This is a genomic window from Mesorhizobium sp. B2-5-13, from assembly GCF_006440535.1.
GTDB lineage: Bacteria > Pseudomonadota > Alphaproteobacteria > Rhizobiales > Rhizobiaceae > Mesorhizobium > Mesorhizobium salmacidum.
Genome location: NZ_VFUI01000026.1, coordinates 34603 through 49122, shown reverse-complemented (window position 1 = coordinate 49122; position 14520 = coordinate 34603). Strand labels below are relative to the sequence as shown.

Genomic DNA, 14520 nt, shown 5'->3' with positions numbered 1-14520 from the left:
GGAGTAGGGGAGTAGGGGAGTAGGTTACCCGTTCCGGGCCTAGCTTCCTTGCTCCTACTCCCTTAGTCCCTGCTTTCTACGCTGCCAGATCGCGCAGCACGTATTGCAGGATGCCGCCATTCTTGAAGTAGTCGAGCTCATCCAGCGTATCGATGCGGCAGATGATCGGCACGTTCTTCACCGTGCCGTCGCCATAGGTGATCTTGGCGACCATCGTCTGGCGCGGCTTGATGGCGCTCAATCCGTCGATCTCGACCATCTCGTCGCCCTTGAGGTTGAGGGAAGCCCATGAGGTGCCGTCCTCGAAGACGAAGGGGATGACGCCCATGCCGACCAGGTTCGAGCGATGGATACGTTCGAAGGACTGAGCGATGACGGCGCGGACACCCAAGAGGTTGGTGCCCTTGGCCGCCCAGTCGCGCGACGAGCCGTTGCCGTATTCGACGCCGGCGAAGATGACCAGCGGCACGCCTTCCTTCTTGTATTCCATCGCCGCGTCGTAGATCGATTCCTCTTCCTTCGTGGGATAGTGGATGGTGTAGCCGCCCTCGCGGCCGTTCTCGCCCAGCATGTGGTTGCGGATGCGGATGTTGGCGAAGGTGCCGCGCATCATCACCTCATGGTTGCCGCGGCGCGTGCCGTACTGGTTGAAGTCGGCGACGCCGACGCCATGGTCGGTGAGGTATTTGCCGGCCGGCGAGGCAGCCTTGATCGAACCCGCCGGCGAGATGTGGTCGGTGGTGATCTTGTCGCCGAAGAGGCCGAGCACGCGGGCGCCCTTGATGTCGCCGATCTTGCCGAAACCTGATGTCATGCCGGCGAAGTAGGGCGGGTTCTGCACATAGGTCGAATCGTTGTCCCAGGCATAGGTCTGGCCTTCCGGCGCCTTGACGTTCTGCCAGTACTCGTCGCCCTTGAAGACGTCGGCATATTTGCGGGCGAACAGCTCGCGGGTGACGTTCTTCTCGATGAACTCCTGGATCTCGGCCGAGCTCGGCCAGATGTCCTTGAGATAGACCGGATTGCCGTTCCTGTCGTCGCCGAGCGGCTCCGTGGTCAGGTCCTTGGTGACGGTGCCGGCCAGCGCGTGCGCCACGACCAGCGGCGGCGACGCCAGGTAATTGGCCTGCACGTCGGGCGAGACGCGGCCCTCGAAGTTGCGGTTGCCGGAGAGTACCGCGGCAGCAATCAAACCTTTGTCGTTGATGGTCCTGGAGATCGGCGCCGGCAACGGGCCGGAATTGCCGATGCAGGTGGTGCAGCCGAAGCCGACCAAGTTGAAGCCGATCTGGTCGAGCTCCTTCTGCAGGCCCGACTTTTCCAGATATTCCGCCACCACCTGGCTGCCAGGCGCCAGCGAGGTTTTTACCCACGGCTTCTGCTTCAGGCCGAGGCGGTTGGCGTTGCGGGCAAGCAAGCCGGCGCCGATCAGCACGCTCGGGTTCGAGGTGTTGGTGCACGAGGTGATGGCGGCGATGACGACGTCGCCATGGCCAAGGTCATGGTCGGTGCCTTCGACGGCGTAGCGCTTGGAGATTTCGGCCGATTTCTTGTACTCGGTCTCCATCGCCTTGGCGAAGCCGGCCGGAATGCCTTCGAGCGCGACGCGGCCTTCGGGCCGCTTGGGGCCAGCCATCGACGGCACGACGCTGTCCAACTCCAGTTCGAGCAGATCAGTGAAGACCGGGTCGGCGGAGCCGGCCTCGCGCCACATGCCCTGCGCCTTGGAATAGGCCTCGACCAGGGCGATGCGGTCCTCGCTGCGGCCGGACATTGTGAGATAGCGGATGGTTTCGGAATCGACCGGGAAGAAACCGCAGGTGGCGCCATATTCGGGCGCCATGTTGCCGATGGTGGCGCGGTCGGCCAGCGTCATGTTGGACAGACCTGGGCCGAAGAACTCGACGAACTTGCCGACGACACCCTTCTTGCGCAGCATCTGGGTGACGGTGAGCACGAGATCGGTGGCGGTTACGCCCTCCTTGAGCTTGCCGGTGAGGCGGAAGCCGATAACTTCGGGTAGCAGCATGGAAACCGGCTGGCCGAGCATGGCCGCCTCGGCCTCGATGCCGCCGACGCCCCAGCCTAGCACGCCAAGGCCGTTGATCATGGTTGTGTGCGAATCGGTGCCGACGCAGGTGTCGGGATAGGCTGTCGTTTCGCCGTCCTCGGTGTTGGTCCACACGACCTGGCCGAGATATTCGAGGTTGACCTGGTGGCAGATGCCGGTGCCGGGCGGCACGACGCGGAAGTTGCGGAACGCCTGCTGGCCCCATTTCAGGAACTTGTAGCGCTCTTCGTTGCGCTCATACTCGAGCTCGACGTTGCGGGCGAAAGCCATCGGCGTGCCGAACTCGTCGACGATGACGGAATGATCGATAACGAGGTCGACCGGCACCAGCGGGTTGATCTTCTGCGGATCACCGCCGAGCGAGGCCATGGCGTCGCGCATGGCGGCGAGGTCGACCACGGCCGGAACGCCGGTGAAATCCTGCATCAGCACGCGGGCCGGGCGATAGGCGATCTCGACACCGGCGGTGCCCTTGTCGGTCAGCCAGCCGGCGACCGCCTGGATGCTCTCCTTGGTAACGGAGCGGCCGTCCTCGTTGCGAAGCAAGTTTTCCAGCAGCACCTTCATCGAATAGGGCAGCTGGGCAATGCCGGTGAGGCCGTTCTTCTCGGCCTCGACGAGGTCGAAATAGGCATACTCGGCGTCGCCAGCTTTCAGCGTGCGGCGGCAATTGAAACTGTCGAGGGATTTTGACACGTGCGATCCGTCCTTGTCTGTTCAGCCTGAAAGGGAACGGACGCCGATGGCATGCAATCACGCGCAAAGGTGCGGGTACGGCCATTTCCGCTGTCCGTTCCCAAGCAACCCGAGCCGTTCAAGGCGGCGCGTGCGCTGGTTCGGCGCTAATTCTGTTCCCGCGCCGACCGCTGGCACGGATGACCCGCATATAGAGAATTTTCTGGAATAGTTCTAGACAGTTGCAAAGCAAATTTGTGCGATGCGGCAGCGACCGTGCCGCTTCGTTCGAGAGACAGGTACGGGATGCGGCTGATCGCCGAAAATCTGGGCGGTGAGCGCAGCGGCGCGGCGGTGTTTTCCGGCATCGGGTTTGCGCTGGAGGCCGGGCAGGCGCTGGTCGTCACCGGGCCGAACGGTTCGGGCAAATCGACCTTGCTCAGGGTGGTCGCCGGCCTGCTGCCGAAAGCCGAAGGGCGTGTGCTGCTCGAAGGCGGCGGCGAGGAATTCCCCTCTATCGCCTCCGCCTGCCACTATCTCGGCCATCAGAACGCGATGAAGACGGCGCTGAGCGTGACGGAGAACTTGCGTTTCTGGCGGGAGTTCCATGGCGAAGGCCGGCTCGATGTCGAGGAGGCGCTGGAAACGGTCGGGCTGGGCGGCATCGGCCATCTGCCGTTCGGCTATCTCTCGACCGGACAGCGACGACGCGCGGCGATCGCGAAGCTTCTGGTCAGCCAACGGCCGGTGTGGCTGCTGGATGAACCGACGGCTGGGCTGGACAAGGCTTCGGAGGAGCGATTCGCGGGGCTGATGACGGCGCATTGCGCAGATGGCGGTATGATCGTGGCGGCAACGCATCTGCCGCTGGGATTGGAGGGGGCGAAGGCGTTGGCGATGGGGGAGGCCGGATAATGCAGGCCGCGTTGCACCATCGTTGGAGAAAGTGTCGCAAAGCCGCAGAGGCGTCGCGCCCATGCTAGCCCTCCTCCTCCGCGACATCCGCCTCTCGATCCGCGCCGGCGGCGGCGCGCTGACCGGCGTCATCTTCTTCCTGGCCGTCATCGCCACCATCCCCTTCGGCGTTGGTCCTGACCTCAAGCTTTTGGCCCGCATCGGTCCGGCGATCCTGTGGATCGGCGCGCTGCTTGCCTGCCTGCTCGGGCTCGACCGGCTTTTCCAGGCCGACCGCGAGGACGGCTCGCTCGATCTGCTGGTGCTCGGTAACGACCGGCACATGCTGGCGCTGACGGTGCTGGTGAAATGTGTGGCGCACTGGGCGGGCAGCGTCTTGCCGCTGGTGGCCGCCGCGCCCCTGCTCGGCCTGTTCATGAACATGGAGCCGTTGGCCATCGGCGCCACGGCGCTGACGCTTCTGGTCGGCACGCCGGCCATCACCTTCATCGGCGCCGTGGGCGCCGCGGTGGCGGTGGCGCTGCCGCGTGGCGGGCTCCTGATCTCGGTGCTGGTGCTGCCGCTGACCATCCCGGTGCTGATCTTCGGCGTTTCGGCGAGCTATGGCGCGACGGCCAATCCGGATCCGTTCCTGCAGCCCTTCCTCATTCTTGCCGCGCTGACCTTGTTTCTTGCGGTGCTGGGCCCCGTGGCCGCGGCGCTTGCATTGCGTCATGGCACGGATTGAGGTGGCCACGAGCGGCACAGGCTGCGGCGTGGCGGCCGATTGCGCGGGCCGTGGCGCGAGGCTAAGGGAAGGCATGATCGAGCACAGCGAACGGATCGGGTTGGCGGGCGGCATGCCAAGGACGCGGCCGGCATGAGCCCGCACGCCCTCTACGTCACCGCCGCCTATGCCATCACCGCAGTGGTGCTCGCCGGACTGATCGGCTGGATCCTCATCGACCAGCGGGCGCGCAAGCGCGAGCTTGCCGAACTCGAGGCGGCTGGCGTGCGCCGCCGTTCCGACAAGACCGGGGCGGGAAAGCCGTGAGCAGCGAAATCGAAACGCCGCCGCCGGGCCGTCGCCGCCTGTTTGTATTCTTGCCGCTGCTGGTCTTCCTCGGCCTGGCCGGACTGTTCCTGGCGCAGCTGTTGTCTGGACGCGATGTCTCGGAAGTGCCGTCGGCCTTGATCGGCCTGCCAGCACCGCAAACCAACCTGCCGCCCCTGGAGGGCAGCAATCTGCCGGGGCTCGATTCGAAGGCCTTCGCCGGAAAGGTCACGCTGGTCAACGTCTTTGCATCGTGGTGCGCCCCATGCCGGGAAGAGCACCCGGTGCTTCTGGCGTTGGCGCAGGACAAGCGGTTCGTGATGGCGGCGCTGAATTACAAGGACCGGCCGGAAAACGCCCGCCGCTTCCTCGGCGACCTCGGCAATCCGTTCCAGGCGATCGGCGTCGACGAAGCCGGCCGCACGGCGATCGACTGGGGCGTCTATGGCGTGCCGGAAACCTTCGTCATCGGCAAGGATGGCAAAATAGCCTACAAGCATGTCGGCCCCCTGACGGCGGAGTCCGCCAAGGAACTTCTGCTGCCGCAGATCGACAAGGCGCTGGCGGCACAGATATTCAGGTGATGCCGGCCTGCAAACGGCGGCTTCCTGCGCTTCCGGTACTCACGTACTTGAGGTACGCTCCGCCCCGGTTCCGGAATCCACCGTTTTCGACTCGGCCTGACCGGAATCTCAACGCGCCGGGCTGGCGCGTCGATCGATTTAAACTCAGCCGTAGATCTGCTTGTGGATCTGGTAGAGCATTTCCGAGCGGTCGGCCCGCATGTCGGCCAGATCGCGGCTGGAGAAGCTATCGATTTCGGCGACGAGGCGGTTGTAGTGCTTGCGCTTGGCGATGCTGCTGCGAGCGCGGGTCATGAGATCGTTGAAGATCATAGCAAGGTTCCTTCTGTGCCGCATTCTGGCGGCTGGTTCTTCCTCCCTTGATCGATACGGAACATGACATAGTAATGGTGCATTGCAAAAAGAAGATGTCGCAATGCACCATTGCACACAGCGCATAGCCGGTTAATGGCGTCCTAAGGCATGTCCTGTCCGTTTTGTCTTACAAATTGCTGATAGCCCGTCTTGCCAGATCGGTCGCGGGCTGGCTTGATCCGGCGTCACGTGATGCCGGGAGGAAATGCATGGCGGCCGCAGACCATTACGAAATTCTCGATCCGCGTTTCGCGCGCCTGTTCAACGGCAGCGCGCAAGTGGAGAAACTGTTCACCGGCTGCCGCTGGGCGGAAGGGCCGGCCTGGTTCGCCGCCGGCCGCTATGTCGTGTGGTCCGACATTCCGAACAACCGCATGCTGCGCTTTGACGAAACCGATGGCAGCGTCAGCGTGTTCCGCCAGCCGTCGGGCAACTCCAACGGCAACACCGTCGACCGGCAGGGCCGGCTGGTCACATGCGAGCATTCGGGCCGCCGCGTCAGCCGCACCGAGCATGACGGCTCGGTCACCACAGTCGCCGCCAAATGGAAGGGCAAAAGGCTGAACTCGCCCAACGACGCGGTGGTGAAGTCCGACGGCTCGATCTGGTTCACCGACCCGACCTATGGCATCGACACCGACTATGAGGGTGACAAGGCCGAGAGCGAGATCGGCGCCTGCCATGTCTACCGCGTCGATCCCGACAGTGGTGAGGTCGAAGCCGTGATCACCGATATGGTCAGGCCGAACGGGCTTGCCTTCTCGCTCGATGAAAGCCTGCTCTATGTCGTCGACACCGGCCGCACGCATGGCGCGCAGAATCCGGCGCATATGCGGGTGTTCAATGTCGGCAAGCACGGCAAGAAGGTTTCGGGCGGCAAGGTGTTCGCCGACTGCACCGCCGGCCTGTTCGACGGCTTTCGGCTCGATGCAGACGGGCGTATCTGGACCAGCGCCTTCGACGGCATCCATTGCTACGATCCGGACGGCACTCTGATCGGCAAGGTCAAGGTGCCGGAGGTGACCGCCAATTGCGTGTTCGGCGGCGCCAAGCTGAACTGCCTCTATATCGCCGGCACCACTTCGCTTTATTCGGTGCGGCTGATGGTGAATGGGGCCAAGACGTACTGATCAGGAATGAAGGGGAGGACGTCATGCCATTCGTCAACATCCGCATCGTCAAGGAAGTGATCGCCGCCGATCCGGCAGGCAAGAAGGCTGACATCGCCAGGAAAGTCACGGCGGCGATCATGGACGCCACCGGACTTGGCAATGACGATATCTGGGTGGTCTTCGAGGAAGTCAACGCCCGCGACTGGTATGTCGGCAAGACCGATGTCGAGACGTTGCGGGCGAAGAAGTAGGGCGGCGGAAGAGAGGTCGTCGCTCAACGCGAGCGAATGAAATCCGCGAAGGCAGCCAGCGCGTCGCGCATGGCCAGCACGTTCGCCGGCCCCCCCAGAATGCTCGCCACCTCCGGCGGCTTCTTGCCGAGCAGGGCGATCTCCGGTCCGCCATCATAAAGCGCGAACGACATGGTGCGCATGATCTCGGCCAAAGCCGCGCGGGCATAGAGGGAACGCGGCGAGGCGTGCGCGAGCATGGCCGGCTTGGCAACGGCGGCGTCGCGCGAGACCAGCCAGTCGAGCGCGTTCTTCAGTCCGCCCGGCACGCCATGGGCATATTCGGGGCAGGAGACGATGATGCCGTCGGCGCCGGTGACGGCGTCGATCAGATCGGAAGCATCGCGTGGCGTCCGCTCACCCTCATCGTCGGGGTTGAAGATCGGCAGGCGGCCAAGTCCGTCATAGACGGTGACGCGACAGCCCTCGGGCGCGTTCAACGCCAACGCCGCGACCAAGGCCGAATTGGTGGAGGCCGCCCGCAGGCTGCCTGAGATGGCAAGAAGATTGAGCAAGATGGACAGGTCCGGGCGAATCGTGGCCGAAAACCCTACCACATCGTCTGCTTGTACTCGTCGTCCAGCCAACGGTCGGTCGCCTCGGCCGAATCGGCCAATGCCAGTTGGTCGCGCAGGATCTGGCCGAGCGTCGGCAGCGTCGCGCGGTCGTACCAGCTCTCCGGCTTCCACAAATCGGAGCGCATGAAGGCCTTGGCGCAATGCATGTAGGCGGCCTTGACGGCGACCACGATGACGCTTTGCGGCGCCTTGCCGTCGACCGCGAGGCGCTCGCGCAAAGTGGCATCCATGGTGATGCGGGCTTCGCCGTTGACGCGCAGCGTCTCGTTCATGCCCGGGATGAGGAAGAGCAGCCCGACCGAGGGATTGCGCAGGATGTTCTCCAGCGTATCCAGCCGGTTGTTGCCGGGCCGGTCGGGGATGGCGATCGTCTTCTCGTCGAGAATGGCGGTGAAGCCGGGCTTGTCGCCTTTCGGGGTCACATCGGCATTGCCTTCGCCATCGGACGAGCCGATCAGCACGAACGGGCTCTTGCCGATGAAGGAGCGGCAATGGCCGTCGAGCGCCTTCAGTTCCTTGCGGATCGAGCCATCGGCCGGGCGCGGGGTCTTGTAGATCGTCCGCAGCTCTTCCCGGGTGGTGACGAATTCCATGGCTCTCCCCTTTAGTCCCTGCCTTATTTGCCGGCTTTCTCTTCCCCGCCGGCCTTGTCGTCGAGCGAATGGCGCAGGATCAGCGGCATCTGGCTGAAGGTGAACAGAAGCGTGATCGGCATGATGCCCCAGACCTTGAAGGTAACCCAGGCGTCGGTGGAAAAATTGCGCCAGACGACTTCGTTGACGACGGCCAGAAACAGGAAGAACAGGCCCCAGCGGAAGGTGAGCTTGCGCCAGCCTTCGGCATCGAGTTTGAAGGCGGACTCGAAGACATAGCCGAGCAGCGAGCGGCCGAAGTACAGGCCGCCGAGCAGCACGCCGCCGAACAGCGTGTTGACGATGGTCGGCTTCATCTTGATGAAGATGTCGTCCTGCAGATAGAGCGTCAGCGCGCCGAAGATGAAGACGACGACGCCCGACACCATAGGCATGATCGGCAAGGTGCGGGTGAGCAGCCATGAGGCGATCAACGCGATCGCGGTCGCGGCCATGAACAGGCCGGTGGCGACGAAGATCGGGCCGCCGAATTCAGCCAAAACGGGTAATTTCTGCGTCAGCCACTCGCCGCGCGCATTGGCGAAGAAGAACACCATCAAGGGCCCGAGCTCCAGCACCAGCTTGAGCACGGGATTGACGCCTTCCTTCTTCTCTTTCTGCGGGTCGGACGGATCGCGTTCGAGAATGGGTGGGTTCATGGTATCCTTCTAACGCACGATCCAATCCGGAAGCCTCACTTCCGGCATCGTGCTTGTTCAAGCCACTCCAGCGATCGCCCTGGCGAATTCGCTTGCCGAGAAAGGTTCGAGGTCGTCGACCTGTTCGCCGACACCGATGAAATAGACCGGCAATCTGTGCTTTGCCGCGATCGCCACCAGAATACCGCCGCGCGCCGTGCCGTCCAGCTTGGTCATCACCAGGCCGTTGACGCCGGCGACGTTGCGGAAGATCTCAACCTGGTTGAGCGCGTTCTGGCCGGTGGTGGCGTCGACCGTCTGCAGCACCGTGTGCGGCGCTTCGGGATCGAGCTTGCCCAGCACACGGACGATCTTTTCCAGCTCGGCCATCAGTTCGGTCTTGTTCTGCAGCCGGCCGGCGGTGTCGATGATCAGCACGTCCGAGCCTGCCTCCTTAGCCCTCTCAAAGGCGTCGTAGGCGAGACCGGCGGCATCGGCACCGAGCTTGGAGGCAATGACGGGCGATTTCGTGCGTTCGCCCCAGATCTTCAGCTGTTCGATGGCGGCGGCGCGAAAGGTGTCGCCGGCGGCCAGCATCACCGACAGGCCGCCATCGGTCAGCTTGGCGGCGAGCTTGCCGATCGTCGTGGTCTTTCCGGTGCCGTTGACGCCGACCACCAGGATGACATGCGGCTTGTGCGAGAGGTCGAGCTCGAGCGATTTCGCGACCGGGGCGAGCACCTTCTCAACCTCGGTCGCCATGACCGCGCGCACCTCTGTATCGGAGACGTCCTTGCCGTAGCGGCTGGAGGCCAGTGAATCAGTCACGCGCAGCGCCGTTTCCACGCCAAGATCGGCGCGGATCAGCACGTCCTCCAGGTCCTGCAGCGTCTCCTCGTCCAGTTTGCGCCTGGTGAAGACGCCGGCAATGTTGCCGGTCAGCTCGCGCGAGGACCGGGCAAGCCCGTCCCGCATGCGCTGGAACCAGGATCGCCTCGGCGCCGGCTCGGGCGCCTTCTGCGGCTCGGCCTTCTGCTCGACCTTCTTGGCAACCGTCACCTTGCCGGGCGCGGGTTTTGCCTCCGGGGCGAGTTGCCGAACCGATTGAGGCTCGGGCGCGATCTCGGCGATGACCGGTTGTGTTTCGACCGGCGCCGGCTGGCGGATGGGTGGCGCGATTTCCGCTGGTGGAATGCCTGGCTCGGTTTTGGCCGCTGGCGTTGGAAGGTCCTCTTCCTTCTCCCCGTCCCAATACGGGGAGAAGGTGCCGGCAGGCGGATGAGGGGCGGCGCCGGCCTCTGAAGCCGCCTGCTCGACGCCGGCCGACGGAGGCACTTCAACCGGCGCCGCCGGTGGCACCTCGACCGGTGCGGGCACCTCGGCCGGCACTTCCACGGGTGGCGTCGGCACTTCGACGGGCGCGGGTTCCGGTTGCCTCTCGGGACGCGAGGGAACGATCTCCGGCTCGGATGGCGCGGGCGGGGGCACCTCTTGCGGCCGCGGTTCGGGCGTTGGCTCCGGAACGGCGGGCCGCGCCGGAATTTCTTCGGGCGCAGGCGGCTCGGCAGGGGTTTCCGGAGCAGGCTTTGGCACTTCCGCGGGCTTGGGTTCAGGCAAAGGCTCCGGGGTAGACGGAACGATCGGCTCCGGCGCGGGCGGAATGGTGGGGGCAGGCTCCGGTGTTGGCTCCTCGGCGGGCGCTGGCCTTACCTCCTCCTCCTCAACGAGAGGACGGGGCGCGGCCGCCGGCGCGGCTTCCGCCGCAGGCTCCTCGCGCTTCAAAAACTCCGGCAGGGCCTGCTCGGCCGCCGGCTTCAGCGCGTCGAGCTGGTCCCAATTGATCGGCGGCAGCGGGGCGGTCTCGTCGATCCGCTCCTCGACGACCTCCTTCTTGCCGAACGAAAATATCTTCTTGAAAAAACCAGCCATGCTTTTGCGTTCTCAGGCAGCGTGGGCGGCAAGCGGCGTCGCCATCAGCCGAGCGCCATCGTGGCCGGTTATATCAGCTTCGACGATCTCTCCCGGCGCGCCGGTGCCGAGTGCGGCAAGCGTGAACCCTTCGGTGCGGCCAAGACCGTCGCGCTCGATCAGGATCGACTGGCGGCTGCCGGCAAGCGAAGACAGGTGCCTGACATAGGCCGCTTCGCCGGCGGCGCGCAGCCGGGCGGCGCGCTGCTTGACCAGCTCGCGGCGAACCTGCGGCATGCGCGCGGCGGGTGTGCCTTCGCGCGGTGAAAACGGAAAGACGTGGAGATGGGTCAGGCCGCATTCCTCGACGATCTCCAGCGAATTCTCGAACATGGCGTCGGTCTCGGTCGGGAAGCCCGCGATGATGTCGGCGCCGAAAACAATACCCGGACGCAGCTTGCGCACATCCTCGCAAAAGCGGATCGACTGATCGCGCAGATGCCGGCGCTTCATGCGCTTCAGGATCATGTCGTCACCCGACTGCAGCGACAGATGCAGATGCGGCATCAGCCGCGGCTCGGTGGCGATGGCGTCGAGCAAGTCCTCGTCGGCCTCGATCGAATCGATGGAGGACAGCCTGAGCCGCCTCACGTCGGGCACCTGCCTGAGGATGGTCTTCACAAGCTTGCCGAGCTTCGGCGCACCCGGCAAGTCGGCTCCGAAAGAAGTCATGTCGACGCCGGTCAGCACGATCTCGGCATAACCGTTGCCCGCCAGCCGCTTGACCTGCTCGACCACGGCGCCCATCGGCACCGAGCGCGAATTGCCGCGGCCATAGGGGATGATGCAGAAGGTGCAGCGATGGTCGCAGCCGTTCTGCACCTGCACGAAGGCACGTGCCCGGCCCTCGATGGCGTCGACCATGTGGCCGGCGGTCTCGCGCACCGAGAAGATGTCGTTGACGCGCGCCTTCTCGGTGTCGTTGACGCCGAAATCGGGCAGCGCGCGATAGGAATTCGCCTTGAGCTTCTCCTCATTGCCAAGCACGAGATCGACCTCGTCCATGGCGGCGAATTTTTCGGGCTCGGTCTGGGCGGCGCAGCCGGTGACGATGATGCGTGCGGCCGGGTTGTCGCGGCGCGCCTTGCGGATCGCCTGCCTGGCCTGGCGCACCGCTTCGCCAGTGACGGCGCAGGTGTTGAAGATCACGGCGCCACCTGCCAGCGCAGCGAGGCCGGCAGTTTCGGCCTCGCGCCGCATCACTTCGGACTCGTAGGTGTTGAGGCGGCAGCCGAAGGTCACCACGTCGATGCGGCCGGGCTGCTTCGCCACGTCGACGCCTTTGGCAAGAGCGGACATCAGGCCGCGCTTTCGGTATCGCGGGCCCATTGTCCGGTCGACGGATCGAAGCTGCCGGAAAATTCCCATTCGGCCGCGCCGGTCAGGATGACGTGGTCGTCATCGCGCCACTCGACATGCAGCGTGCCGCCGCCGGGGGTCAAAAGGTTGACGCTGCGGCCGGTGCGCCTGGTGCGGGCCGCTGCAACGACAGCCGCGCAGGAGGCGGTGCCGCAAGCCTTGGTCAGGCCGGCGCCGCGCTCCCAGGTGCGGATGATCATGCTGTCGGGTGAGGTCACCTGCGCGATGGTTATGTTGGCGCGCTCGGGAAAGATCGGATGGTTTTCGAGCAGCGGGCCGAAACGGTCGAGTTCATAAGTCCAAACGTCGGCGTCGACCCAGAAGATGGCGTGCGGATTGCCCATCGAGACGGCGGAGGGCGAATGCAGCACCGGCGCGTCGATCGGGCCGACCTGCAATTCGATCATGCGGGTGTCGCGGAACTCCTCGGCCAGCGGAATATCCCGCCAGCCGAAGCGCGGCGTGCCCATGTCGACCGAAATCGAGCCGTCGGCATGTTCGCGGGCATTGAGGACGCCGGCCACTGTCTCGAAGGTGAAGGTCTTCTCGCCGGTCTCGGCGGCCAGTGCCTGGACGACGCAGCGCATGCCGTTGCCGCAAGCCTGCGCGCCGGACCCGTCTGAATTCAGGATATCGACGAAATAGGCGGTGCCCGCCGTCCTGGCGTCGTGGATCGCCATGATTTGGTCGAACCGCGTCGCCGCGTCGCCATTGAGCGCGATGGCAGCCGCGGCCGTCACCCGATCCGCACGGCCGCGCATGTCGGCAACGATGATCTCGTTGCCGATGCCGTTCATCTTGGCGAAAGGGGCCGTGCCTGCCATTGCTCCGAAAATTCCATGTCCGTTCGGCGCTATATGGCGGAAACGGGCAGGAATTACCAGTGCGCAGCCGCGTTCACGGCGAAGGCGCCGGACCGACATCACGGCGAAGGCGCCGGATCACGGGGAAGCCGGTGTTACGTCACCGCGAAGACCCCGAACAAGATCAACAGGAAGATGATGAGCACGATGCCGATGAGAATACGCGCGCCGGTGGCGGCGGCGCCGGCCAGCGCCGGCATGCCGAGCAGGCTCGCCGCGGCGGCGATGATCAGGAGAATGATGATCCATCTAAGCATGGGAACGCCTCGCAAGCCGAACACATTGAAACCGGTTGAAGAACGCGGCTGTCGAGCTTGGGTTCCCGAGGCTATCAAATCCGGGGCACTTCCCAGACTTCGCCGGGCCGCAAGGCACGGAAATGCTCTCGCGGCAGGCCTTCGGCGTCCAGTGCTTCGACCAGTTTCCGGACCGGCTCGTCGAATGGCTCGTCGGTGAGCTGGAAGGTGCCCCAATGGCAGCCGGCGGCGAAGGCGGCGTTGCACAACAACATGCCCTGGACCGCTTCCTCGGGGTTCTGGTGCTGCGGCGCCATGAACCAGCGTGGCTCGTAGGCACCGATCGGCAGGATGGCGAAACGGAACCCGCCATGTTTTTCCGCCATCAGCCGGTAGTTGATGCCATCGTGGAAGCCGGTATCGCCGGCAAAATAGATCTTTCCGCCCGGCGTCTCGATGACGAAGCCGGCCCACAATGCCATGCGCCGGTCGCGCGCCCCGCGCGCCGACCAGTGATGCGCGGGCTCGACGTGGATGGCGGTGCCTTCGCCGGCATCGACCCTGTCGCCCCAGTCATGCGCGGAAAGCCGCATGCCGGGCACGGCGGCGGCGATGATGGCATCGTTACCGAGCGGCGTCACCACCAGCGGATCGTGCGTCTTCTTCAACTTCCCCAGCGTGGCAAGGTCGAGATGGTCGTAATGGTTGTGGCTGACCAGCACGAGGTCGATCGCCGGCAGATCGCCAAAAGCGATACCCGGCGGATTGACGCGTCTGGGTCCCACAAAGGAGAACGGCGAGGTCCGTCGCGACCAGACCGGATCGGTGAGGATGTTCAGCCCGGCGGTCTGGATCAGCAAGGTGGCATGGCCGACCATGGTCACGGTCAGATCGGCGCCTAGAACCGTCGCGACCGGCTTTGCCTGCGCAAAGGGGCTCGAGCTGGCAGCCGGCCATTTCGCGCGTTGGCCGCTGAACTGCCATTTCAACAGGTCCGTGAAGGGGCCGGGCATCCGGCCGCCGGGATTGAAGAACAGGGTGCCGTCGAAATGATCGCTGGGCGGGCCGCTGTAGTAGCGGTTGGCGGCTTTCTGTCTCGCGGCCAAGGTCTGCGCTCCAGCGGGTTTCGGTGAACTCTTTTTTCACGCACTCCCTGGGGAAAGCGCTACGCATTTTTCCCGGGAAAACCGCTTTTCCTGGAACTGCTCACAT

16 protein-coding genes are annotated in these 14520 nt (G+C 64.6%); 6 read left to right on the top strand and 10 right to left on the bottom strand.

The genetic code is table 11. From position 1 onward, the window contains the following. Positions 1–76 precede the first annotated feature (76 nt). Positions 77–2767, bottom strand: a complete 2691-nt coding sequence (gene acnA, locus FJ434_RS26725) for an aconitate hydratase AcnA (RefSeq protein WP_140510369.1) — start codon at positions 2765–2767, stop codon at positions 77–79. A gap of 285 nt (positions 2768–3052) precedes the next feature. Between acnA and ccmA the strand changes: the two genes are divergently transcribed. The 4 genes from ccmA (at position 3053) to FJ434_RS26705 (ending at position 5278) form a co-directional block, all read left to right on the top strand. Beyond that, entirely contained in the window at positions 3053–3661 is a 609-nt protein-coding gene (gene ccmA, locus FJ434_RS26720; protein ID WP_140510367.1) for a heme ABC exporter ATP-binding protein CcmA, read from the top strand. A gap of 61 nt (positions 3662–3722) precedes the next feature. Continuing rightward, the gene (gene ccmB / locus FJ434_RS26715; RefSeq protein ID WP_140510365.1) at positions 3723–4388 is read left to right on the top strand and encodes a heme exporter protein CcmB; all 666 of its coding nucleotides are present in this window, start codon (positions 3723–3725) and stop codon (positions 4386–4388) included. Positions 4389–4520: 132 nt separating this feature from the next. Beyond that, a complete protein-coding gene (gene ccmD, locus FJ434_RS26710; protein ID WP_140510363.1) occupies positions 4521–4694 on the top strand; it encodes a heme exporter protein CcmD in 174 nt (57 codons plus the stop codon). Then, positions 4691–5278, top strand: a complete 588-nt coding sequence (locus FJ434_RS26705) for a DsbE family thiol:disulfide interchange protein (protein ID WP_140752531.1) — start codon at positions 4691–4693, stop codon at positions 5276–5278. Before ccmD ends, FJ434_RS26705 begins: the two co-directional genes overlap by 4 nt. Before the next feature lie 144 nt (positions 5279–5422). On the opposite strand, the gene FJ434_RS26700 is transcribed toward FJ434_RS26705, so the two are convergent. Continuing rightward, positions 5423–5590: a hypothetical protein gene (locus tag FJ434_RS26700; RefSeq protein ID WP_023774506.1), complete on the bottom strand. Its 168-nt coding sequence runs from the start codon at positions 5588–5590 to the stop codon at positions 5423–5425. A gap of 251 nt (positions 5591–5841) precedes the next feature. Between FJ434_RS26700 and FJ434_RS26695 the strand changes: the two genes are divergently transcribed. Next, complete coding sequence (locus tag FJ434_RS26695) at positions 5842–6762, top strand: SMP-30/gluconolactonase/LRE family protein (protein WP_140752529.1); 921 nt, start codon at positions 5842–5844, stop codon at positions 6760–6762. A 23-nt stretch (positions 6763–6785) separates the two neighbouring features. Beyond that, positions 6786–6995 (top strand): 4-oxalocrotonate tautomerase family protein, encoded by a 210-nt coding sequence (locus tag FJ434_RS26690; RefSeq protein WP_140510357.1) that lies wholly within the window; start codon positions 6786–6788, stop codon positions 6993–6995. 23 nt (positions 6996–7018) lie between these two features. Here FJ434_RS26690 and FJ434_RS26685 read toward each other — a convergent pair whose 3' ends face one another. The 8 genes from FJ434_RS26685 to FJ434_RS26650 all read right to left on the bottom strand — a co-directional run bounded on the left by FJ434_RS26685 (position 7019) and on the right by FJ434_RS26650 (position 14414). Next, positions 7019–7549 carry an NADPH-dependent FMN reductase gene (locus tag FJ434_RS26685; RefSeq protein WP_140752527.1) on the bottom strand — a complete coding sequence of 177 codons (531 nt, stop codon included), beginning with the start codon at positions 7547–7549 and terminating at the stop codon, positions 7019–7021. A 35-nt stretch (positions 7550–7584) separates the two neighbouring features. Then, positions 7585–8205 (bottom strand): pyridoxamine 5'-phosphate oxidase family protein, encoded by a 621-nt coding sequence (locus tag FJ434_RS26680; RefSeq protein WP_140752525.1) that lies wholly within the window; start codon positions 8203–8205, stop codon positions 7585–7587. A gap of 23 nt (positions 8206–8228) precedes the next feature. Beyond that, entirely contained in the window at positions 8229–8903 is a 675-nt protein-coding gene (locus FJ434_RS26675; protein WP_140510351.1) for a septation protein A, read from the bottom strand. 57 nt (positions 8904–8960) lie between these two features. After that, a complete protein-coding gene (gene ftsY / locus FJ434_RS26670) occupies positions 8961–10811 on the bottom strand; it encodes a signal recognition particle-docking protein FtsY (protein ID WP_140752523.1) in 1851 nt (616 codons plus the stop codon). 12 nt (positions 10812–10823) lie between these two features. Then, positions 10824–12149 (bottom strand): tRNA (N(6)-L-threonylcarbamoyladenosine(37)-C(2))-methylthiotransferase MtaB, encoded by a 1326-nt coding sequence (gene mtaB / locus FJ434_RS26665; RefSeq protein WP_140510347.1) that lies wholly within the window; start codon positions 12147–12149, stop codon positions 10824–10826. Next, the gene (gene dapF, locus FJ434_RS26660; RefSeq protein ID WP_140510345.1) at positions 12149–13033 is read right to left on the bottom strand and encodes a diaminopimelate epimerase; all 885 of its coding nucleotides are present in this window, start codon (positions 13031–13033) and stop codon (positions 12149–12151) included. Before dapF ends, mtaB begins: the two co-directional genes overlap by 1 nt. Before the next feature lie 134 nt (positions 13034–13167). Next, a complete protein-coding gene (locus FJ434_RS26655; RefSeq protein WP_013892243.1) occupies positions 13168–13329 on the bottom strand; it encodes a DUF1328 family protein in 162 nt (53 codons plus the stop codon). A 74-nt stretch (positions 13330–13403) separates the two neighbouring features. After that, positions 13404–14414 carry an MBL fold metallo-hydrolase gene (locus FJ434_RS26650; RefSeq protein ID WP_140752522.1) on the bottom strand — a complete coding sequence of 337 codons (1011 nt, stop codon included), beginning with the start codon at positions 14412–14414 and terminating at the stop codon, positions 13404–13406. Between the last annotated feature and the right edge of the window lie 106 nt (positions 14415–14520).